We start from the raw sequence: 21,053 nt of genomic DNA on the forward strand, positions 1-21,053 counted from the left end.
ACACCGCTTTTCCTCGACGGGAGCGATCACCATTCGGTGATCGCTCCCGTTTTGTATGCCCGGCGGGGCATTCGGGCGCGTGGGTGCGCGACGCCTAAGCTGGAGACATGCTAGATAACCCCCGATCTCCTCGCGTGCGTGCCGTCGCGAAACTTGCGAACCGAGCCGCCCGCTCCGAGACTGGACTGTTCCTTCTCGAGGGCCCGCAGGCTGTCTCCGAAGCCCTCACCTTCCGCCCCGAACTCGTCGTGGAGCTGTACGCCACCCCCACCGCGCTGGAGCGTTACACCGACATCGCCGAAGCGGCCGTCGCCGCCGGCGTGGACGTGGAGTTCGTCACCGAGCAGGTGCTCGAGACCATGGCCGACACCGTCACCCCGCAGGGTTTCATCGCGGTCTGCCACCAGTTCCCCACCTCGATCAAGAAGATCTTCGCCAACGAGCCCAAGCTCATCGCGATCCTCGAAGAGGTGCGCGACCCGGGCAACGCCGGCACCATCATCCGGGCAGCGGATGCCGCAGGCGCCGACGCCGTGATCTTCACCGGTCGCAGCGTCGACCTCTACAACCCCAAGGTGGTGCGCTCGTCCACCGGGTCGATCTTCCACCTGCCCGTCGCCGTGGGCGTCACCCTGGCCGATGTGCGCGAGCGCGCGAAGTTCGCGGATATGCAGATTCTCGCCGCCGACATCAAGGGCGAAGACCTGCTCGAGGCCCGCAACAACGGCCTGCTGGCTGCCCCCACCGCCTGGCTTTTCGGCAACGAAGCGCGCGGCCTCACCGAGGAAGACCTGGCCATGGCCGACCGCGCGATCAGCGTTCCCATCTACGGTCACGCCGAATCGATGAACCTCGCCACAGCCGCATCCGTGTGCCTGTACGAGAGCGCTTTCTCCCAGCGCGCCTAGCATCTTTCCCGGTCGGGCGTCTATTACGTTTGGGTTACCGACCGGGTCAGAACTGGTCCGGGGGTGGCTCCCGGGCATATGTTGGGAGGTATGGAGCCAACAGATACCTCACCGGCGACGTCCAATATCACCGTTCGCCGGGGAGAACCCCTGGTCGTCATCACCGACGTCAACAAGCACTACGGAGAACTGCACGTTCTGAAGAACATCAACGCCACGGTCACCCGCGGCGAGGTTGTTGTCGTCATCGGCCCCAGCGGCTCGGGCAAGTCCACGCTCTGCCGGGCCATCAACCGGCTCGAGACCATCGACTCCGGTTCGATCACCATCGACGGCAAGGAACTCCCGGCAGAGGGCAAGGCCCTCGCCCAGTTGCGTGCCGACGTCGGCATGGTCTTCCAGGCGTTCAACCTCTTCGCGCATAAGACCGTGCTCGAGAACGTGACGCTCGGCCCGATCAAGGTGCGCGGCATGAGCAAGGCCGACGCCGAGACCAAAGCCATGGCGCTGCTCGAACGCGTCGGCGTGGCCAACCAGGCCAAGAAGATGCCGTCCCAGCTCTCCGGCGGTCAGCAGCAGCGCGTGGCCATCGCCCGCGCCCTGGCCATGGACCCCAAGCTGATCCTTCTCGACGAGCCCACCAGCGCGCTCGACCCCGAGATGATCAACGAGGTGCTCGAGGTCATGGTCGACCTGGCCAACGAGGGCATGACCATGATCGTGGTCACCCACGAGATGGGCTTCGCCCGCCGGGCCGCCGACAGGGTCATCTTCATGGCCGAGGGCGACATCGTCGAAGAGACGACGCCGGAGAAGTTCTTCACGAACCCCCAGAGCACGAGAGCGAAAGACTTCCTCTCCAAAATACTTGCCCACTAATCGGTTGGCAGGCCACACAGCACACAGGAGGAAACCATGAGACGCAATAAGGGTCTAATGATCTCAGCCATCGCCCTGGCCGGAGCGTTCGCGCTCAGCGGCTGCACCGACTCCGGCGCCAGCACGCCGTCTGCCGCGCCCGTGGAAGAGGTGACCTTCGACGAGGGCACCACCATGGCCGCGCTGAACGAGGCCGGCGAGATCACCATCGGCACCAAGTTCGACCAGCCGCTCTTCGGCCTCAAGGGCCCGGATGGCACCCCGGTCGGCTTCGACGTGGAAATCGGCAAGCTCATCGCATCGAAGCTCGGCATTGAGGCGTCGGACATCAACTGGGTTGAGACCGTTTCCGCCAACCGCGAGCCGTTCATCCAGAACGGCCAGGTCGACCTCGTGGTCGCCACCTACACGATCAACGACGCTCGCAAGGAAGTTGTCTCCTTCGCCGGCCCGTACTACGAAGCCGGTCAGGACCTGCTCGTGCTCGCGGGCAATGAGGCTGAGATCACCGGGCCGGATGACCTCGCTGACAAGAAGGTCTGCACCGTGAGCGGATCCACCTCGGAGAAGAACATCGCCGCGTACACGGCCAATGTGATCGCCACCGACACCTACTCCAACTGCCTCGGCCCGCTGCGCAGCGGCGAGGTTGACGCTGTCACCACCGACAACGTGATCCTGGCCGGCCTCGCCGACCAGAACGCCGGTGAGTTCGAGGTCGTGGGCAACCCGTTCACCGCCGAGCCCTACGGCATCGGCCTGGCCAAGGACGACACCGAGTTCCGTAACTTCATCAACGACGTGCTCGAAGAGTCCTACGAAGACGGCACCTGGGCTGACGCCTGGGAGGCAACCGCGGGCTCCGTGCTCGAGACGCCTGAGCCGCCGGCAGTCGACCGCTACTAGCAGTACCGCGTGATCCGATCGGGGTGGCCGCACCGGCCGCCCCGATCGGTAGTTTTGCCCCCGCACCACACCGACCACCACGGTCCGTTTCACGGTCTCGTACCAACACAGAAGAGGAGGTGAGTCTTGGACGCCGTCATCGAAAACCTGCCCGTGTTTCTGGAAGGCTTCAAAAACACTCTCGGCTTGCTGATTTTCTCCGGCATCGGCGCGCTGATTCTCGGAGTTTTCGTTGCCGCCCTGCGGATCTCGCCCGTCGCCTCCTTCCGCGGTTTCGCGACCGTCTACACCGAGATCGTGCGGAACACCCCGCTCACCCTCGTGCTGTTCTTTTGCGCGTTCCTGCTGCCCTACCTGCAGTTCTCGCCCCCGTTCTTCGTGCTCGCCCTGATCGGGCTCACGGTCTACACCTCCCCGTTCGTGGCTGAGGCACTCCGCTCGGGCATCAACGGTGTTCCCGTCGGCCAGGCGGAAGCCGCCCGCAGCGTGGGCCTCACCTTCGGCCAGTCGCTCAGCTACGTGATCATGCCGCAGGCCGTGCGCATGGTGATTCCACCGCTGATCAACGTCTTCATCGCCCTCACCAAGAACACCTCTGTCGCCGGCGCGTTCTTCGTCTTCGAACTCTTCGGCGCCGGCCGACAGGTCACCAACGATCGCGGAGACGAAGTCATCGCCATCCTCCTCGCCGTTGCGTTCTTCTACCTGGTCATCACGATCACACTCGGGCAGATCGCTGCCCGGGTGGAAAAGAAAGTGGCGGTGCTCCGATGAGTTCAGTCCTTTACGACGCGCCGGGCCCCAAGGCCCGCGCCCGCTCCCGGGTCATCTCTGTCGTCGGCATCCTGCTCGTCGCCGGAGTCCTGCTGTGGCTGATCCTGGCGATGGGAGCCCCCAAGCCCAGCGCCAACGGCGCCGTGCAGCCCGGCCTCTGGGATCCAACCCGCTGGGACGTCTTCACCGACGTGCAGGTGTGGCGCTCTCTCGGCCAGGGTGTGCTCGCAACCCTGTCCATGGCCGGCGTGGCAGCCGTGTTCGCCCTGATCATCGGCGTGCTGTTCTCGTTCGGACGCTCGGCCGATCACAAGGCCATCCGCATCCCGACCACGATCATCCTCGAGTTCGTTCGCGGCCTGCCCGTGCTGCTGATGATGCTGTTCATCCTGTTGGTCTTCGCCACCGGCGCCTACTGGGCCGGTGTGGCCGCCCTCGCCATCTACAACGGTGCGATCATCGGCGAGGCGCTTCGAGCCGGTATCCAATCGTTGCCACGCGGCCAGCGCGAGGCCGGCCTGGCCATCGGGCTCACGCCACTGGCGACCCGGTTCCGGATCGAGTTCCCCCAGGCCTTCCGCCAGATGCTGCCGATCATCATCGCCCAGCTGGTGGTGCTCCTCAAGGACACCTCGCTGGCGTTCATCGTGGGCTACAGCGAACTCTTGCGGGTCGGCGTCAAGAATCTGCCCGACTTCTTCGGCAACCGCTACGCGTTCTCGTTCTTCCTGGTGGTGCTCGCCATCTACCTCGCCATGAACCTGTCGCTGTCGTGGTTCGCGCGCTTCATCGCCCGGCGGTCCGGCCCGAAATCGGGCAAGCTCGTCGAACCCGAGCCCACCTTGACACCGAAGGACACCCTTTCGTCCACCCGAGGAAGCTATTCGACGGGTGACGCCGGGGGTCCGGGCACGTTCTAATTCAGTGGGAACGGTCGCGTTAGGGCCGGGCCACTAAACTTGGGTCTCGTGTCTGCACCCACCGAAATATCCGAACCCGTCGTCACCGCGGCCGTCGATGCCGCCCTCGCGGCCATCGCCTCGGCCGGTGACTCCGCCGCCCTCAAGGCCGTGCGCTCCGCCCACGTCGGCGAAGTCTCCCCGCTGGCCGCGCTGAACGCGCTCATGCGCAGCGTTCCCGGCGACCAGAAGGCCGCCGCCGGCAAGCTCGTCGGCCAGGCCCGCGCCCGGGTCACCCAGGCGTTGAACGCCCGCGAAGCCGAAATCGTCGAAGCCGAAGCCGCCGCCCAGCTCGCCGCCGAAACCGTCGACGTCACCGCCGCAGCCTCCACCTGGCGCGCCGGCGCACGGCATCCGCTCACCCTCCTGCAGGAACGCGTCTCCGACGTGTTCATCGGCATGGGCTGGGAAGTCGCCGAGGGCCCAGAGCTCGAGAGCGAGTGGTTCAACTTCGACGCGCTCAACTTCGACGAAGACCACCCCGCCCGCGCAATGCAGGACACCTTCTTCATCGACCCGCCCGAGGCGCACCTGGTGCTGCGCACCCACACCTCGCCGGTGCAGATGCGCGCGCTGCTGGGCAACGAACCGCCCGTCTACCGCATCTCTCCTGGCCGGGTCTACCGCACCGACGAACTCGACGCCACGCACACCCCGGTGTTCCACCAGATCGAGGGCATCGCTGTCGACAAGGGCCTCACCATGGCTCACCTGCGCGGCACCCTCGACCACTTCGTCAAGGCCCTGTTCGGCGACGAGGCCAAGGTGCGCCTGCGCCCCAACTACTTCCCGTTCACCGAGCCCAGCGCCGAACTCGACCTCTGGCACCCGACCTTCAAGGACGGCGCCCGCTGGATCGAGTGGGGCGGCTGCGGCATGGTCAACGCCAATGTGCTGCGCTCCGCCGGGATCGACCCCGAGGTCTACTCCGGATTCGCGTTCGGCGTCGGCGTCGAACGAGCACTGATGTTCCGCAACGATGTGAAGGATATGCACGACATGGTCGAAGGCGACGTTCGGTTCAGCCAGCAGTACGGGATGACCGTCTGATGCGGGTCCCCCTGAGCTGGCTCGGCGAATTCGTCGACCTCACCCCCGGAACCACTCCCGAAGACGTGCACGCAGCACTCGTCAGCGTCGGCCTGGAGGAAGAAGAGATCCACCGCTTCGAGCTGACCGGACCCATCGTGGTCGGGCAGGTGCTCGAGTTCGTCGGTGAAGAGCAGACCAACGGCAAGACCATCAACTGGTGCCAGGTGCGCGTGGCCGCGGACGGCGAACTCGCCGCCGACGGTGGCCCGGCCATCCATGGCATCGTCTGCGGTGCGCACAACTTCGTCGTCGGCGACAAGGTCGTCGTGACCCTGCCCGGCGCCGTGCTGCCCGGCCCGTTCCCGATCGCCCCGCGCAAGACCTACGGGCACGTCTCCGACGGCATGATCGCCTCGGCCCGCGAGCTTGGCCTCGGTGACGAGCACGCCGGCATCCTGGTGCTGGGCGACCTCGGCCTCGACCCCGAAATCGGCACGGATGCGATCAGCCTGCTCGGCCTGGACGACTCCGCCGTGGAGATCAACGTCACCCCCGACCGCGGCTACGCGTTCTCGATCCGTGGTGTCGCCCGCGAATACTCGCACGCCACCGGCGCGACCTTCCGCGACCCCGCCCTGGCCGTGACCGCGACCGCGTCCACCGAGGAGTTCCCGGTCTCGATCGACGATGCGGCGCCCATTCGCAATCGTGTCGGCGCCAGCGTCTTCGTCACCCGCGTCGTGCGCGGCGTCGACCCCACCAAGCCGTCACCGGCCTGGTTGATCGCGCGGCTCAAGCTGGCCGGCATCCGGTCGATCTCGCTGATCGTCGACATCACCAACTACGTGATGATCGAACTCGGCCAGCCGATCCACGGCTACGACCTCGACAAGCTCACCGGGGGCCTCGTCGTGCGCCGCGCGACGACCGGCGAGAAGATCGTCACCCTCGACGACGTCACTCGCACCCTCAACCCCGAAGACCTGCTGATCACCGACGGAAGCGGCCCCATCGGCCTGGCCGGCGTGATGGGCGGGGCCACCACCGAGATCGGCGACGGCACAACTAATGTGCTGATCGAAGCGGCCAACTTCGACCCGGTGTCGATTGCCCGCACCGCCCGCCGGCACAAGCTGCCCAGCGAAGCCTCGCGTCGGTTCGAGCGCGGTGTCGACCCCGAGGTCGCCGCTGTCGCCGCCGCCCGAGTGGTGCAGCTGCTCGAAGAGCTCGCCGGGGGAGTGGCCGACGGACTCGGCTCCCTGCACGACGCCACCCCTGAGCGTGCCCCGATCGACCTGCCCACCGGGTTCGTCTCCGGCCTCATCGGCCTGGAGTACACCCGCGAGGAGGTGCGCACCTCGCTCGCCGAGATTGGCGCCTCCATGGTCGAGACCGAGACCGGCCTGGCCGTGACCGCGCCGAGCTGGCGCCCCGACCTCACCGACAAGTGGACCCTGGCCGAGGAAGTGGCCCGCATCGTCGGCTACGACCGCATCCCCTCGGTGCTGCCCGTCGCCCCGCCCGGCCGCGGCCTCACCCGCACCCAGCAGCTCAAGCGTTCGGTCGCCACGGTGCTCGCCGCCACCGGTCACACCGAAGAACTGGCCTACCCGTTCGTCGCCGAGAAGGCCAACAACCTGTTCGGCGACCCGGTCACCGAGACCGTGCCGCAGATCAAGGTGGCCAACCCGCTCGACGGTGAGGCGCCGTTCATGCGCACCTCGCTGCTGCCGGGCCTGTTGCAGATCGCACACCGCAACCTGTCTCGCGGGCTCACCGACCTGGCTATCTTTGAACTCGGTTCGGTTTTCCGCCCGGTCGACGGCGTCAGCTACGGCAGCGCCACCGTGCCACCGGCCGCCGTGCGCCCGAACCGCGAGCTCGAGGCCGAGCTGAACGCCGGCATCCCGCCGCAGCCGTTCACCGCCGGCATCGTGATCCTGGGCAACACCGTGACCCACCAGCCCGGTCAGGCGCCGGTCGCGGCATCCTGGCAGGACGCCATCACCGCCGTGCGGCAGATCAGCCTGGCCGTCGGCCTGCCGATCGGTGTGCGCCAGGGCAGCCACAAGGCGATGCACCCCGGCCGCACCGCCGAACTGTTCGTGGCGACGGATGCCGGTGAGCTCTCGGTGGGCTTCGCGGGCGAACTGCTGCCCACCGTGGCACGCGGCGCCGACCTGCCCGCCGTGGTCGCGGTCGTGGAGCTCGACCTGTCCGCGGTCTTCGCGCAGGTGACCGGCGAACTGCAGGCCACCGTGATCGGCACCAAGCCCGCCGCCACCCAGGACCTCTCGCTTGTCGTGGACGTCACGGTTCCGGCCCGGGACGTTCTCGACGCGGTGCGCGAAGGCAGCGGCTCGCTGCTGGAGAGCATCGAGTTGGTCGACGACTACCGCGGAACGGGCATCGCCGAGGGGCACAAGTCCCTCACCTTCGCGCTGCGCTTCCGCGCACCCGATCGCACCCTCACCGCGGCCGAGGCCAGCGACGCCAAGCTGGCCGGCGTCGAGCTCGCTGCGGCCCGCTTCGGAGCCGCGCTGCGCGAGTAGCCCACCCGCCGAGTTGCCCCGTTCCGGCCGAATTGCCCCCGCACAGCGGGGCAACTCGTCCGCAACGGGGCAATTCTCGATTCTGGCGGGCCCGGGCAGCCGGGTAAGTTTGATTCATGGTTCTTTCGGTAGCAGTAGCGGGCGCGAGTGGGTACGCGGGCGGTGAGCTGCTGCGGCTGCTCTCGGCCCACCCGGATTTCGAGGTGCGCACGGTCACCGCGCACAGCAACTCCGGCCAGCGCCTGATCGACGTGCAACCGCATCTGCGCTCGCTCTCCCACCTCGTGCTCGGCGACACCGATGCCGACACCCTGTCGGGCCACGACGTCGTCTTCCTCGCCCTGCCGCACGGCGCCTCCGGTGCGCTCAGCGCCCAGCTGAGCGAAGACACCCTCGTGGTGGACTGCGGCGCCGACCACCGGCTGGAGAGCGAGGCCGACTGGGCCGCGTTCTACGGCGGGGACTACTTCGGTTCCTGGGCCTATGGTGTGCCCGAACTGCCCGTGAACGGCGGCCGTCAGCGTGACCGCCTGGTGGGCGTGCGCCGCATCGCCGCGCCGGGTTGTAACGCCAGCACCGTCGCGCTCGCGCTGGCCCCCGGCATCCTGGCCGGCGTGATCGAAGCGGCCGACATCGTCGCCGTGCTCGCCGTCGGCCCGTCCGGCGCCGGCAAGAGCCTCAAGGTGCCCAACCTCGCCGCCGAGGTGCTCGGCTCCGCCAACCCCTACGCCGTGGGCGGCACGCACCGGCACATCCCCGAGATTCAGCAGGGGCTGCGCTGGGCCGGCGCGGTCAACCCGACGGTGTCGTTCACCCCGGTGATCGTGCCGATGTCCCGCGGCATTCTCGCCACCGCCACCGCCCGGTTGGTGCCGGGCACCAGCGTCGCCGCCGTGCGGGACGCCTGGCTCACCGCTTATGCCGATGAACCGTTCGTGCACGTGCTGCCCGCCGGCCAGTTCCCGCGCACCGCCGACGTGCTCGGCGCCAACACCGCTCTCATCGGCCTCGCCGTCGACGAGGCCGCTGGGCGTGTGATCACCGTCACCGCAGTCGACAACCTTGCCAAGGGCACCGCAGGCGCTGCCATTCAATCCGCCAACATCGCCCTCGGCCTCCCGGAAACCCGCGGCCTCAGCACGAATGGAGTTGCGCCGTGAGCGTCACCGCCCCCACCGGATTCGCCGCCGCCGGCGTCACAGCCGGACTCAAGAAGTCCGGTGGCCTCGACCTGGCCATCGTGTCGAACCTCGGCCCGCTCGCCAACGCCGCCACGGTCTTCACCAGCAACCGGTGCAAGGCCAACCCGATCCTCTGGAGCCAGCAGGTGATGAGCGATGGCCAGGTGAGCGCCATCGTGCTCAACTCCGGCGGCGCCAACTGTTACACCGGCACCATCGGCTTTCAGACCACGCACGCCACCGCCGAAGCCGTGGCCGATCAGCTCGGCGTCTCCGCCGGTGATGTGCTGGTCTGCTCCACCGGCCTGATCGGCGAGCAGCTCGACCTCGGCAAGCTCACCGCCGGGGTCTTCGACGCCGGGCTCGCTCTCAAGAGCGACACCGCCATCAGCGCCGAGGCCGGACTCGCCGCCGCGCAGGCGATCATGACCACCGACACCAAGCCCAAGCAGGCCGTGCAGGTCTCGCCCGCCGGCTGGACCATCGGTGGCATGGCCAAGGGCGCCGGCATGCTCGCGCCCGGCCTGGCCACCATGCTCGTCGTGATCACCACCGACGCGGTGCTGACCTCGGCGCAGCTGGATGCGGCGCTCCGCGAAGCGACCCGGGTCACCTTCGACCGGCTCGACTCCGACGGCTGCATGTCGACCAACGACACTGTGAGCCTGCTCGCCTCCGGCGCCAGCGGCGTCGAGGCCGACCCCGCCGCGTTCGCTGCCGCGCTCACCGAGCTCTGCCGCGACCTCACCCTGCAGCTGCAGGGCGACGCCGAGGGCGCGTCGCACGACGTGGCTATCTCGGTGCGCAACGCCGCGGCCGAATCCGAGGCCGTCACCGTGGCCCGTGCGGTCTCCCGCAGCAACCTGTTCAAAGCCGCGATCTACGGCAACGACCCTAACTGGGGCCGGGTACTCGCCGCGGTCGGCACGATCTCCGAGGCCGACGCTGCCTTCGACCCGTACAACATCGACGTCGCCATCAACGGCATCCAGGTGTGCACGGCGGGGGAGCCCGACCAGCCGCGCGACCTCGTTGACCTCACCCCGCGCGCCGTCTCGGTGGTCATCGACCTGCACGCCGGCACCGCCGGCGCCACGATCTGGACCAACGACCTCACCCACGACTACGTCGAAGAGAACAGCGCGTACTCCAGCTGATGAGCACCGACACCCCTGAGATCCCGGCGGCGCCCAGCGTGCTCGTGCCCACCATCGACGACGTCGACAACACCCCGGCCGAGGCATCGGTCAAGGCCGCCACGCTCATCGAAGCGCTGCCCTGGCTCAAGCAGTTCCACGACCAGATCATCGTGGTCAAGTTCGGCGGCAACGCCATGGTCAGCGAGACCCTGCAGCGCGCGTTCGCCGAAGACATGGTCTATCTGCGTTATGCCGGCATCCGCCCGGTCGTGGTGCACGGGGGCGGCCCGCAGATCTCCGCCATGCTCGCCCGGCTCGGCATCGAGAGCGAGTTCCGCGGCGGCTACCGGGTGACCACCCCCGAGGCGATGGACGTGGTGCGCATGGTGCTCACCGGCCAGATCAACCGCGACCTGGTCAGCCACATCAACGCTCACGGCCCACTCGCCGCCGGACTCAGCGGCGAGGACGCCGGCCTGTTCCGCGGTCGTCGCCGCGGTGTGGTCATCGACGGCGAAGAGGTCGACCTCGGCCTGGTCGGCGACGTTGTCGGCGTTGACCCCGAGGCCGTGCACGCGCAGCTGAACGCGGGGCGCATCCCGGTGATTTCCTCGATCGCGCCCGACATCGACGTGCCCGGCCAATCGCTCAACGTGAACGCGGATGCCGCCGCCGCCGCCCTCGCCGTGTCGCTGAACGCTGCCAAGCTCGTGATCCTCACCGACGTGGCCGGGCTCTACAGCGACTGGCCCAACCGGGACTCGCTGGTGTCGGTCATCAACGTCGACACCCTGCGCACCCTGCTTCCCGATCTCGAATCGGGCATGATCCCCAAGATGACCGCCTGCCTGGACGCCGTCGAGGGCGGCGTCGCGAAAGCGGCGATCATCGATGGTCGAGTGCCGCACTCGATCCTTCTCGAAATCTTCACCGGCAGCGGCATCGGTACTGAGGTGGTTCCCGCATGACCTGGCACGAACGTTACGGCGTGGCAATGATGAAGACGCTCGCACCCCCGCTGGCGGTGCTCGTGCGCGGTGAGGGTTGCTACGTCTGGGACGACCAGGGCAACAAGTACCTCGACTTCCTCGCCGGCATCGCCGTTAACTCGCTTGGCCACGCCCACCCCGACATGGTCGCCGCCGCCCAGAAGCAGATCGGCACCCTGGCGCACATCTCCAACTACTTCGCGTCGCCCTCCCAGATCGAACTGGCCGAACGGCTCAAGCGCCTCACCGGCGCCGGCGACGCCGGCCGGGTGTATTTCTGCAACTCCGGCGCCGAGGCCAACGAGGCCGCATTCAAGCTCGCCCGCCTGAACACCGCCGGCGGACGCCGCACGCGCATCCTGGCCCTCAACGACTCGTTCCACGGTCGCACCATGGGGGCGCTCGCCCTCACCGGCAAGCCGCTCATGCGCGCCCCGTTCGAACCCGTGCCCGGCGGTGTCGAGCACATCGAGACCACCATCGCCGCGCTCGAACGCGAGCTCGACGACACCGTCGCCGCACTGTTCCTCGAACCGGTCAAGGGCGAGGCCGGCGTGATCGACCTGCCCGACGGCTACCTCAAGCGGGCCCGGGAGCTCTGCACCGAGCACGGTGTGCTGCTGATCATCGACGAGGTGCAGACCGGAGCCGGCCGCACCGGCGCCTGGTTCGCCTACGAGCACGACGGGATCGTGCCGGATGCCGCGACGCTGGCCAAGGGCATCGGCGGGGGAGTGCCCATCGGGGCGCTCGTCACCTTCGGCGCCACCAGCGACCTGTTCTCCCGCGGCCAGCACGGCTCCACCTTCGGCGGCAACCCGTTTGTCACCGCCACCGCCAACGCTGTTCTCGGTGTCATCGAACGTGACGACCTGGTGGGCAACGCCGCCCGCCGCGGCGAGCAACTGCGCGAGATCATCCTGGGCATCGGCTCGCCACTGATCGAAGAAGTCCGCGGCCGCGGCCTGCTCCTGGGCATCGGCCTCACCGAGCCGGTGGCCCTGAAGCTCGCCGCCGCCGCCCACAAGGCCGGCCTGATCGTGAACGCCGCCAACGAGTCCAGCATCCGGATGGCACCGCCGCTGATCGTCGGCGACGCCGAGCTGGCCGATTTTGAGGAACGATTCCGGGCTGCGCTGGAGGCCGTGACCAGTTCAGGGCTCGTCTCCACCAACAGATAAGGTGGAGGAATCCCCCAACGCACCGAAGAATCAAGCGAAAGTGACCCCGTGACCCGCCATTTCCTGCGCGACGACGACATCTCACCGGCCGAACAGGCCGAGATCCTCGATCTGGCCCTGGAACTGAAGCGAGACCGATTCGCGGTCCAGCCCCTGGCCGGACCGAAAACCGTCGCCGTGATCTTCGACAAGTCCTCCACCCGCACCCGGGTCTCGTTCGCGGTCGGCATCGCCGACCTCGGCGGCATCCCGCTGATCATCAGCACCGCCAACAGCCAGCTCGGCGGCAAGGAGACGGCGGCTGACACCGCGCGCGTGCTCGAGCGCCAGGTCGCCGCGATCGTCTGGCGCACCTACGGCCAGGCCGGGCTCGAAGAGATGGCGCTGGGCACCACGGTTCCCGTCGTCAACGCGCTCTCCGACGAGTTCCACCCCTGCCAGCTGCTCGCCGACCTGCTCACCATCCGGGAGCACCGCGGCGACCTGGCCGGCCAGACGCTTACCTTCCTCGGTGACGGCGCCTGCAACATGGCCCAGTCATACCTGCTCGCCGGCGCGACCGCCGGCATGCACGTGCGTATCGCCTCACCGGCCGGCTACACGCCAGACCCGCAGGTCGTGGCCGACGCCGAAGCTATCGCCGCTCGCACCGGCGGCTCCGTTGCACTGTTCACCGACCCGGCCGAGGCCGTGGCCGGGGTCGACGTCGTGGTCACCGACACCTGGGTGTCGATGGGCAAGGAAGAAGAAAAGGCGCTGCGGCTCGGCTCCCTCGGCGGCTACCGCGTCGACGCCGCCCTGATGGGGCTCGCCAAGCCCGACGCCCACTTCATGCACTGCCTGCCCGCCGATCGCGGCTACGAAGTGACGGCCGAAGTCATCGACGGCCCGCAGAGCATCATCTGGGATGAGGCGGAGAACCGCCTGCACGCCCAGAAGGCGCTGCTCGTCTGGCTGTTCGCACGCAACGCGTGACCCTGCCCACGACGCAGGCTCACTCATAAACTTGAATTACGAACGCATGAAGGAGAACCATGGCTGAGCGGGTTGTACTGGCATATTCGGGAGGCCTCGACACGTCGGTCGGCATCGGGTGGCTGAAGGACGCCACCGGCAAAGAGGTTGTGGCCCTCGCCGTCGACGTGGGACAAGAGGGCGAGGACATGGACGTCATCCGTCAGCGCGCCCTCGACTGCGGAGCGGTCGAATCCATCGTGATCGACGCGAAGGACGAGTTCGCCAACGACTACATCGTGCCCGCGCTCAAGGCCAACGCGCTCTACCAGAAGCGCTACCCGCTGGTCTCCGCGATCAGCCGCCCACTGATCGCCAAGCACCTCGCCGCCACCGCCCGCGCCCTCGGCGCCGACAGCGTCGCCCACGGATGCACCGGCAAGGGCAACGACCAGGTACGTTTCGAAGCCGCGGTGACGGCCCTCGCTCCCGAGCTCACGTCGCTCGCCCCGGTGCGCGACTTCGCCCTCACCCGCGACAAAGCCATCGAATACGCCGCGCTGCACAACCTGCCGATCGCGCAGTCGAAGAAGAGCCCGTACTCCATCGATCAGAACGTCTGGGGTCGCGCCGTCGAGACCGGCTTCCTCGAAGACCCGTGGAACGCGCCGATCGAGGACCTCTACACCTACACGCAGGACCCGTCGATCCCGCGCGAGGCCACCGAGATTATCATCACCTTCGACCAGGGCGTTCCCGTGGCCGTCGACGGCAAGCCCGTCACCCCGCTCGAAGCCGTGGTGCTGCTGAACAAGCTCGCCGGCGACCAGGGCGTGGGCCGTATCGACATCGTCGAGGACCGCCTGGTGGGCATCAAGAGCCGTGAGGTCTACGAGTCTCCGGCCGGCATAGCCCTGATCACCGCGCACGAAGAGCTCGAGAACGTCACCGTCGAACGCGACGTCGCCCGCTACAAGCGCGGCGTCGAAGCCAAGTGGAGCGAACTCGTCTACGACGGCCTCTGGTTCTCCGGGCTGAAGAAGTCGCTCGACGCGTTCATCAACGACACCCAGAAGTACGTCTCCGGCGACATCCGCCTCAAGCTGCACGCCGGCACCGCCGTCGTCACCGGCCGGCAGAGCGCGCAGAGCCTGTACGACTTCGACCTGGCCACCTACGACACCGGCGACTCGTTCGACCAGTCGATGGCCAAGGGCTTCATTGAGCTCTGGTCGTTGCCGAGCAAGATCGCCGCCCGCCGCGACCAGGCCGCGAAGTAGGCGCCGAGATGACACACGACAAGAGCATGAACCGCGCCAGTGAGGCCGGCGCCCTGTGGGGCGGCCGGTTCGCCGGCGGACCGTCGCCCGAACTGGCACGGCTGAGCAAGTCCACCCACTTCGACTGGCAGCTGGCCGGTTACGACATCCGCGGGTCGCGTGCGCACGCCCGTGCACTCGCGGCCGCCGGATACCTCACCGCCGACGAGCTCGCCGGCATGATCGCCGGCCTCGACACCCTGGATGAGGCCGTCAACGACGGCCGGTTCCAGCCCGCTTCCACCGACGAAGACGTTCACTCCGCTCTCGAACGCGGCCTGATCGACATCGTCGGCACCGAGCTCGGCGGCAAACTGCGCGCCGGCCGCAGCCGCAACGACCAGGTGGCCACCCTGGTGCGGATGCTGCTGCGAGACCACGCCGCCGTCATCGCCGGCCTCGTGATCGATCTCATCGACGCCCTCGCCGCGCAGGCCGAGGCCAACGAAACCGCGATCATGCCCGGCCGCACGCACCTGCAGCACGCCCAGCCGGTGCTGCTGGCGCACCACCTCTTCGCGCACTGCTGGCCGCTCGTGCGCGACCTGGAGCGCTTCGCCGACTGGAACAAGCGGGCGAACTTCTCGCCGTACGGGTCCGGCGCCCTCGCCGGCAACACCCTCGGCCTCGACGCGGGGCTCATCGCCACCGAACTCGGCTTCAGCGCCATGGTCGAGAACTCGATCGACGGCACCGCCAGCCGCGACTTGGTCGCCGAGTTCGCCTACATCACCGCCCAGATCGGCATCGATCTTTCTCGCCTGGCCGAGGAGATCATCCTCTGGAACACTCGCGAGTTCGGGTTCGTCACCCTCGACGATTCCTACTCCACCGGGTCGTCGATCATGCCGCAGAAGAAGAACCCCGACATCGCCGAGCTCGCGCGTGGCAAGTCCGGCCGACTGATCGGCAACCTCACCGGCTTGCTCACCACCCTCAAGGGCCTTCCGCTCGCGTACAACCGCGACCTGCAGGAAGACAAGGAGCCGGTCTTCGACTCCATCGAAACCCTCGAGGTGCTGCTGCCCGCGTTCACCGGCATGATCGCCACCATCACCTTCCACACCGAGCGCATGGCCGAACTGGCACCGCAGGGGTTCTCCCTGGCCACGGATGTCGCCGAGTGGCTGGTCAAGCGACACGTCAGCTTCCGCGACGCGCACGAGATCACCGGCACCCTGGTGAAGGTGGCCGAGGCCAAGGGCCTCGACCTGCACGAGATCGACGACGCCGGACTGCAGGAGATCTCCCCGCACCTCATCCCCGAGGTGCGCGAGGTGCTCACCATCCAGGGCTCGGTCAACCGTCGAGACGGCCAGGCCGGCACCGCACCGGTGCGGGTCGCCGAACAGCGCGCCGCCCTCGTGGCCCGGGTGCACAGCCTCGCCACGGCGTTGGCCCGCTGAGAACCCTGACCCTGCCGGCCTGAGGAGTGACCAGCGGATGACCGTCGACCGTGACCTGTTCACCCAGGACGCGGTCGACGTCGCTCCGCTGCTACTGGGCGGGCTGCTGCGGCACGGGTCGACCGTGCTGCGCATCACCGAGGTGGAGGCCTACCTGGCCGGAACCGACCCCGGCTCGCACGCCTACCGGCGGCGCACGCCCCGGAATGCCACCATGTTCGGCCCGCCCGCCCACCTGTACGCGTATTTCAGCTACGGCATGCACGTCTGCGCCAACATCGTCTGCTCACCAGAGGGCGAGGCATCCGCCGTTCTACTGCGTGCCGGTGAAATCGTGGCAGGTCTCGATGACGCCAGGGCCCGGCGCGGGCCGGCCGTGGCCGACCGTGACCTGGCCAGGGGACCGGCGCGGCTCACCCGGGCGCTCGGCATCCGGCTCGATGAAGACGGCGCCGACCTGGCCGTCGACCCCTTCGACCTGACGCTGCCCACATCACCTGTTGCCGCGCTCACCGGACCCCGCACCGGAGTGGGTGGCGCGGGCGGGGGCGACGAGTTCTCCTGGCGATTCTGGATTCCGGGGGACCGCACCGTCTCCGCCTACCGGCGCCACCCGAGCCTGGACGCACCAGCGCTGTAATTCTCTCTGAATTTAGGTTGCGCACAACTAAATCGTGCGAAACTCTGCTACCGTCGATTCATGGCCGACACGCAGATGCTTCCTCCCGAGCAGCAGATCTGCTTCGCGCTGTACTCCGCATCCCGCTCGATGACCGGGCGCTACCGCACGCTGCTCGCGCCGCTCGGCATCACCTACCCGCAGTACCTGGCCATGTTGGTGCTCTGGGAAACGGGCAGCAGCACGGTCAGCCAGCTCGGCGATCGCCTGCAGCTGGATTCCGGCACGCTCTCACCACTGCTGAAGCGGCTCGAGGCCCTCGGCCTGGTCACGCGGGGGAGATCCGCACGAGATGAGCGGGTAGTCGAAATCACCCTCACCCCGGCCGGGAGTGACATGCGCCGGTACGCACCCCACATCGCCGAGCAGATCTGCGCCGCTACCGGCCTGCCGATGAACGAACTCGTCGAGCTGCAAAGCCAGATCGCCGCCCTCGCCCAACGAGTGCGCGAGCTCACCTGACCTATCTGTCCCGCACTATCAACCACCGCTGTTCTCATCAACAGAGTAAGGAAAACGCTATGCCCACACGCACCGCTCGCACCGCCTGGACCGGAACCCTCGAAGCCGGAGAGGGCCAGGTCGAACTGACCAGCTCAGGCCTGGGCACCTACGATGTCTCCTTCCCCAAGCGCAGCGCCGACAGCGCGAACGGCTTCACCAGCCCCGAGGAACTGCTCGCCGCTGCCCATTCCGCCTGCTACTCCATGCAGCTCTCCGCCGAGCTCGGTGCCGGTGGTGGCACCATCGAAGCACTAGACGTGTCGGCCGACGTGACCCTTGGCGCCGACCCGGCCGGCGGATTCCGCCTCACCGGCATCCACCTCACCGTTCGCGGCGAGGTCACCGGCATGGACAGCGAGTCGTTCCTGGCTGCCGCCAACGCCGCCAAGGAGAACTGCCCGGTCAGCAAGGCGCTCACGGGTGTCGAGATCACGCTCGACGCCAAGCTCGAAGACGAACTGCTCGAAGCCTAAGCAGCACAACGACAAAAGCCCGGCCGCTGACTGAGTCAGCGGCCGGGCTTTGTCGCGTTCGGGCCGAATCAGGACTGCGCGAGGCTGACGAGGATGGCGCAGGCGCACGCCCAGATCAGGCTGGCCAGCGTGCCGATGATGAACCGCTCCCGCGCTTCACCCGAGGCGAGTTCGGTGAACCGGCCGACACCCTTGATGGCCACGACAACGGCGAGGGCCTCGGGAAACCCGGCCAGGATGGCGCCGGTCACGGCGAGCCGCTCGAGCACACCGATGGTGAGACCGCCGCGGAGCACCTCGTGCACCGCAGCGGGCGTGGTGTCGGTGCCGGGCGCATCCGAGCCGGCCGGTTGTTCGGTGCCCACCAGGATGCCGCCGTGGCTGCCGGGGGAGACGGAGTTCTGGGTCGCCAGCTGCAGGGCGAGCAGGGCCACAGGGCCACCGCCGATGACGGCGAGCACCAGACCGGCCAGTCCGATCACCACAACGAAGACTGCGGGGGCCTCGCCCACCGGCAGTGCGGCGACAAGAAGCGCAGCGGCCAGGGCGCCGGCCGACGCGATCGCGAACGGCTGCTTGCGCAGCCGGAAGGCCAGGATGGCGAGAATCAGCGACGCCAGGGTGATCAGGAGCAGCAGTACCCAGTACAGGTAGAGCACGACGGTGAAGGAGGGCACAACATTCATCGATTGAGATCCGTTTCGCTGGTGTCGCGGTCGAGGTTGAGTAGCAGCCTAACGAGTGCCGGGTGCACGGCGCGTTCCACCTTCCACTGCGCGCTTTTCACCCGTTGGCTCACCGCGGCGGTGGAGATGCCCAGGGTGCGGGCGATATTCGTTTGGGCGAGCCCCTGTTCGAGGAGATCGACGGCCTCCCAGCCCTCCGGGGTGCGGCGCTGACGAAGTAGCAGCAGCATCGTGACCAGTGCCTCCACATCTGAGCCGGTCGGGTCGCCGCCGTCATCGGGAGCGACTGCGCCGACGTCGTCACCCGGCGTCGTCTGCTCGCTGGGGGAGGGTGGCGTGTCGAGGGCGAAGTGCGCTTCGGTGCGCTTGGCGCGCGTGACCGCTGCCCGGGCGGCGATGAACGCATCCCCGGTGGCTTGCCTGGTGGTGAGCGGCAGTGGAGTGCGCACGGTGCCGACCCCGACGCCCACACTCCAGAACCCGGTGCGGTGGAGGTCGAGCACCATCTCGAGCGCGGCAGGTGCCCGCGGCACGAGTAGCTGGATTTCATCACCGGAGGTCTGGTCGGGCGGCAGGGCGAACTCGCCCTCGTGCCGGCTCACCAGCTGGGCGATCATTTCGCTGGCGCGATCGTGATCATGGCGGCTGTCGATTTGATCGGCGGTTATCACAAACATGGGTTAAGCCTCCGTCCTACGTTCAGCATAATAAAGGTTCAGGGATTAATCTAGCCCGATTCAGCTTGTGGGCTTGATTGGGTGAGGAGATCGGCAGCCGAGCCTCGGGGGTGCGGGCGGCGGCGCTGGTAATCTGGCTGGGTGTCAGACCCCAGCATCCTTGCCCAGCAAGCCAACGATCCCACCTTCGACAACGTTTGGGAGGAGATCACGTGGCGCGGCCTCGTTCAGGTCTCCACCGACCAGGCGGAACTTCGCACCCTGCTCTCCGGCGAGCCGATCACCTATTACTGCGGGTTTGACCCCACGGCGCCGAGCCTGCACCTGGGCAACCTGGTGCAGCTGCTGCTCATGCGCCGGCTGCAGCTGGCCGGTCACCGGCCCCTCGGACTCGTCGGTGGTTCCACCGGTCTGATCGGTGACCCGCGCCCTACGGCCGAGCGCACCCTGAACACCCCCGAGGTTGTCAACGAGTGGGTCGGCTACCTGCAGGCCCAGGTCACCCGGTTCCTCAGTGCAGAAGGGGAGAACGCCGTCACCCTGGTGAACAACCTCGACTGGACGGCGCCGCTGTCGGCCATCGACTTTCTCCGCGACGTCGGCAAGTACTACCGGGTGGGCACCATGCTCAAGAAGGATGCGGTGAGCGCCCGGCTCAACTCCGATGCCGGCATCAGCTACACCGAGTTCAGCTACCAGGTGCTGCAGGGGATGGACTTCCTCGAGCTCTACCGCAGCTACGGCTGTGTGCTGCAAACCGGTGGCAGCGACCAGTGGGGCAACCTCACCAGCGGTACCGACCTCATCCACCGGGCCGAAGGTCGGAGTGTGCACGCGATCGGCACGCCGCTGATCACCAACACCGACGGCACCAAGTTCGGCAAGAGTGAGGGGAATGCGGTCTGGCTCGACCCCGCGCTCACCAGCCCGTACGCCATCTACCAGTTCTGGCTCAACACCGACGACGCCGATGTGATCGCCCGGCTGAAGGTGTTCACATTCCTCACCCGCGCCGAGATCGAGCGCCTCGAAGAATTGGTGGCCACCGAGCCGTTCAAACGTGAAGCTCAGCGCACGCTGGCTTTCGAAGTGACGAGCCTGGTGCACGGGGTCGCCGCAACGGATGCCGCCATCCAGGCCACCCAGGCACTGTTCGGTCAGGGCGACCTGGTCGATCTCGACCCGGAGACCCTTGAAGCCGCACTGCGCGCACTGCCGAACACCACGACGGCGCCGCAGGCGTCAGTGATGCAGCTGCTCGTGGACACCGGTCTGACGAAGAGCCTCGGCGAGGCGCGCCGTGCCATCGGGCAGGGCGGCGTGTACCTGAACAACGTGAAGGTTTCCGACGACGCGGCCACCATCGAGGGGTCCGTTCTGCCCGGGGGAGTGGCCGTGCTGCGTCGCGGCAAGAAGACACTCGCCGGCGTCTTCGTCGAGTAGACCGTTTGCCGCCGGCCTGTGTGACGGGCAGGTTACGGCGGCATTGCGGGTAGGTGTCAATTTGCGACACGCCCGGGATGCTGCCGGGATTGCGGGCCTATCGGATCCCGCGTAATGTCATCTCTTGTCACCCCACAGGTGCGGAAAGCCGAAGAGCTTCCCGGCCTCAAGCGGGACCACTTCCAAGTCATGGCAGCGAATTTATTCGAACTGTCGACTTGATGGCGTTTGATCGGCTCCAAATCTGGAACAGATCGTAACGACACGAAAAACTGAACTACATCGAAGTGCCCCGGAGCGACAGCCAATCACATGGCCTGAAGTCGGGTGCGTCCGATCCTTGAGAACTCAACAGCGTGCACAATGTCAAATGCCAAAAACCTCGGTCGTAGGGCTCCTTTCTAGGGAGTAC

The 21,053-nt window shown here is 67.5% G+C and carries 20 protein-coding genes; 18 read left to right on the forward strand and 2 right to left on the reverse strand.

The genetic code is table 11. The features are described 5' to 3' along the window. The first annotated feature begins 107 nt into the window (after positions 1-107). From CTB96_RS07460 to CTB96_RS07540, 17 genes are all read left to right on the forward strand, one after another. The gene (locus CTB96_RS07460) at positions 108-908 is read left to right on the forward strand and encodes a TrmH family RNA methyltransferase (protein ID WP_110126263.1); all 801 of its coding nucleotides are present in this window, start codon (positions 108-110) and stop codon (positions 906-908) included. A 90-nt stretch (positions 909-998) separates the two neighbouring features. After that, a complete protein-coding gene (locus tag CTB96_RS07465; RefSeq protein WP_110126264.1) occupies positions 999-1,787 on the forward strand; it encodes an amino acid ABC transporter ATP-binding protein in 789 nt (262 codons plus the stop codon). Positions 1,788-1,823: 36 nt separating this feature from the next. After that, positions 1,824-2,693, forward strand: a complete 870-nt coding sequence (locus CTB96_RS07470) for a glutamate ABC transporter substrate-binding protein (RefSeq protein WP_110126265.1) — start codon at positions 1,824-1,826, stop codon at positions 2,691-2,693. A 126-nt stretch (positions 2,694-2,819) separates the two neighbouring features. Further along, positions 2,820-3,467, forward strand: coding sequence for an amino acid ABC transporter permease (locus CTB96_RS07475; RefSeq protein WP_110126266.1), 648 nt, complete (start codon positions 2,820-2,822; stop codon positions 3,465-3,467). After that, entirely contained in the window at positions 3,464-4,387 is a 924-nt protein-coding gene (locus CTB96_RS07480; protein ID WP_110126267.1) for an amino acid ABC transporter permease, read from the forward strand. Before CTB96_RS07475 ends, CTB96_RS07480 begins: the two co-directional genes overlap by 4 nt. Before the next feature lie 48 nt (positions 4,388-4,435). Continuing rightward, positions 4,436-5,476: a phenylalanine--tRNA ligase subunit alpha gene (gene pheS / locus CTB96_RS07485; protein WP_110126268.1), complete on the forward strand. Its 1,041-nt coding sequence runs from the start codon at positions 4,436-4,438 to the stop codon at positions 5,474-5,476. Continuing rightward, positions 5,476-8,010 carry a phenylalanine--tRNA ligase subunit beta gene (gene pheT / locus CTB96_RS07490; protein WP_110126269.1) on the forward strand — a complete coding sequence of 845 codons (2,535 nt, stop codon included), beginning with the start codon at positions 5,476-5,478 and terminating at the stop codon, positions 8,008-8,010. The genes pheS and pheT overlap by 1 nt, the downstream gene beginning before the upstream one ends. A gap of 116 nt (positions 8,011-8,126) precedes the next feature. Next, positions 8,127-9,170: an N-acetyl-gamma-glutamyl-phosphate reductase gene (gene argC, locus CTB96_RS07495; RefSeq protein WP_110126270.1), complete on the forward strand. Its 1,044-nt coding sequence runs from the start codon at positions 8,127-8,129 to the stop codon at positions 9,168-9,170. Next, positions 9,167-10,348 (forward strand): bifunctional glutamate N-acetyltransferase/amino-acid acetyltransferase ArgJ, encoded by a 1,182-nt coding sequence (gene argJ, locus CTB96_RS07500; RefSeq protein ID WP_110126271.1) that lies wholly within the window; start codon positions 9,167-9,169, stop codon positions 10,346-10,348. Before argC ends, argJ begins: the two co-directional genes overlap by 4 nt. Next, a complete protein-coding gene (argB, locus tag CTB96_RS07505) occupies positions 10,348-11,298 on the forward strand; it encodes an acetylglutamate kinase (RefSeq protein ID WP_110126272.1) in 951 nt (316 codons plus the stop codon). The genes argJ and argB overlap by 1 nt, the downstream gene beginning before the upstream one ends. Continuing rightward, positions 11,295-12,500: an acetylornithine transaminase gene (locus CTB96_RS07510; RefSeq protein ID WP_110126273.1), complete on the forward strand. Its 1,206-nt coding sequence runs from the start codon at positions 11,295-11,297 to the stop codon at positions 12,498-12,500. Before argB ends, CTB96_RS07510 begins: the two co-directional genes overlap by 4 nt. Before the next feature lie 48 nt (positions 12,501-12,548). Continuing rightward, a complete protein-coding gene (argF, locus tag CTB96_RS07515) occupies positions 12,549-13,475 on the forward strand; it encodes an ornithine carbamoyltransferase (protein ID WP_110126274.1) in 927 nt (308 codons plus the stop codon). A gap of 59 nt (positions 13,476-13,534) precedes the next feature. Next, positions 13,535-14,734 (forward strand): argininosuccinate synthase, encoded by a 1,200-nt coding sequence (locus tag CTB96_RS07520; protein WP_110126275.1) that lies wholly within the window; start codon positions 13,535-13,537, stop codon positions 14,732-14,734. Between the two features lie 8 nt (positions 14,735-14,742). After that, positions 14,743-16,179, forward strand: coding sequence for an argininosuccinate lyase (argH, locus tag CTB96_RS07525; protein ID WP_248283263.1), 1,437 nt, complete (start codon positions 14,743-14,745; stop codon positions 16,177-16,179). 37 nt (positions 16,180-16,216) lie between these two features. After that, entirely contained in the window at positions 16,217-16,819 is a 603-nt protein-coding gene (locus tag CTB96_RS07530; RefSeq protein WP_110126276.1) for a DNA-3-methyladenine glycosylase, read from the forward strand. Between the two features lie 60 nt (positions 16,820-16,879). Beyond that, a complete protein-coding gene (locus CTB96_RS07535; protein ID WP_110126277.1) occupies positions 16,880-17,320 on the forward strand; it encodes a MarR family winged helix-turn-helix transcriptional regulator in 441 nt (146 codons plus the stop codon). Positions 17,321-17,379: 59 nt separating this feature from the next. Then, positions 17,380-17,835, forward strand: a complete 456-nt coding sequence (locus tag CTB96_RS07540; RefSeq protein WP_110126278.1) for an OsmC family peroxiredoxin — start codon at positions 17,380-17,382, stop codon at positions 17,833-17,835. Between the two features lie 68 nt (positions 17,836-17,903). Here CTB96_RS07540 and CTB96_RS07545 read toward each other — a convergent pair whose 3' ends face one another. Together CTB96_RS07545 and CTB96_RS07550 are read right to left on the reverse strand one after the other, a co-directional pair. Next, positions 17,904-18,521: a hypothetical protein gene (locus CTB96_RS07545; protein WP_110126279.1), complete on the reverse strand. Its 618-nt coding sequence runs from the start codon at positions 18,519-18,521 to the stop codon at positions 17,904-17,906. Continuing rightward, on the reverse strand, positions 18,518-19,198 hold the full coding sequence (locus CTB96_RS07550; protein WP_110126280.1) for a DNA-binding protein: 681 nt from the start codon (positions 19,196-19,198) through the stop codon (positions 18,518-18,520). The genes CTB96_RS07545 and CTB96_RS07550 overlap by 4 nt, the downstream gene beginning before the upstream one ends. 141 nt (positions 19,199-19,339) lie before the next feature. Here CTB96_RS07550 and tyrS point away from each other — a divergent pair, with 141 nt between their 5' ends. Beyond that, positions 19,340-20,641 (forward strand): tyrosine--tRNA ligase, encoded by a 1,302-nt coding sequence (gene tyrS, locus CTB96_RS07555; protein WP_110126281.1) that lies wholly within the window; start codon positions 19,340-19,342, stop codon positions 20,639-20,641. Positions 20,642-21,053: the final 412 nt, after the last annotated feature.

Source organism: Cryobacterium arcticum (genome assembly GCF_003185895.1).
Lineage (GTDB): Bacteria > Actinomycetota > Actinomycetes > Actinomycetales > Microbacteriaceae > Cryobacterium > Cryobacterium arcticum.